Here is a 1,469-nt window from a genome sequence, read left to right as displayed (position 1 = left end):
AATGATAATTATTATCAATATATATTAAAAAATATTACATTTTAATTGAACGTATACAAAAAAGAATGTTTCTTTACTTTTTCTAAAAAGACATTTCAACCAACGCGGCTAATCTTTTGCGAGTTTAATGTTTAGAGGAACAACTAGAGACAAGTTTGATAAAATAATATCGACTTTCATATACCAACTCGAATAAAACTAATGCTAATCAAATAAAGATGCTTATAATGAATCAACTATCCATAATAAAAACTCATATAAATCGGTTTGTGATTACAATTTACAGGGTTAGAAAACTTAAGAAAGCTATGTTTTCTTAATCTTTTTGATAATTTTTAAGAGATTAACCAGATAAATTTCACTCAGGGTTAATCAAATGTCTTATAGTCTTATACCCTCATCGTAAAATTGGGCTGTAATCTAAACTTCATAATATTTCACATCAATGTCTGTTATATTTTTTCTTCAGCACATGATCAAAGACAAGCAAGATGAATAAAATTATTGTTATTATGACCAGTATTCTGCTTTCTAGTTTAGCACTTGCAAATAATATTAATGCAGATATAAAAACTGCATTGGATAAACAAAAAGAAATTATTCGTGAGGCAGGATTAAATCCCCCAAATACAACTGTAATCGATCTTAATAAAGATCTTGTGATCGACGCTCCGATCACTTCGAGTGTTCAAACAACAGAAGACGAACCCTCATCTCGAAAACAAAGTCATAATAAACAGACTAAAAGTAACCCTTAGTTGACACATCCCACTGTTCTATATAAGAACTCATTTCTTTTTCAATAGGCTCTAGACTCCTTACATTAAGCAACTTAGTTGCACAAAGTTTTCTCAATATTTTATTCTGTAATATAGCGCTCAGACGAGTGAACTAAAATCTAAATCTATTACAAACAATGAGTGTACTAAATCAAGTTTTGATCAATCAAGGAAATCTCTTTATCAGGTAATACCCAATCGTATACTGAGTCAAAAGCTAAGTGAGGTTGAAATCAAACTTATTCAAACACAGCTATTCAGTATAGTTTAATCATGATGGTCTTATTTTGTTTAATTCTATAAATGGTCACAGAATTTATTAAAAGTTTCCGCTATCTTTATGATTAAACTGTACAGCACCGGACTACACGACGATTTACAAACTATAAAAGCGCTTTGATTTCTATTCATTATCAAAAAAGCAATGATAGACTTCACCCGCTAGTCGACAGTACAGGCTTAAAATTTCTAGCTAAAGAGCATGGAAACACAAGGAATATCAATCTGAACATCGCCGACGCTGTTATCAATCTATAGGGGTTAAAAAGAAGTAAAAACTTAATGTTGTCAATAAAAGAATTGCTAAAAATAGATAAGTATTCAAATTATTGAAGGTTTTTATGAATTTTAAAATTTCCATATTTTACAATTATTCCAAAAGTATAAAAAATTACAATTTCACACAAAACG

1 protein-coding gene is annotated in these 1,469 nt (G+C 29.4%); it reads left to right on the top strand.

All coding sequences use genetic code 11. From position 1 onward, the window contains the following. Positions 1-491: 491 nt before the first annotated feature. On the top strand, positions 492-758 hold the full coding sequence (locus tag KPC_RS19730) for a hypothetical protein (RefSeq protein ID WP_121975997.1): 267 nt from the start codon (positions 492-494) through the stop codon (positions 756-758). Positions 759-1,469: the final 711 nt, after the last annotated feature.

Source organism: Acinetobacter stercoris (genome assembly GCF_900323515.1).
In the GTDB taxonomy this organism is placed as follows: Bacteria; Pseudomonadota; Gammaproteobacteria; order Pseudomonadales; family Moraxellaceae; genus Acinetobacter; species Acinetobacter stercoris.
This window is presented reverse-complemented; position numbering and strand designations above follow the sequence as displayed.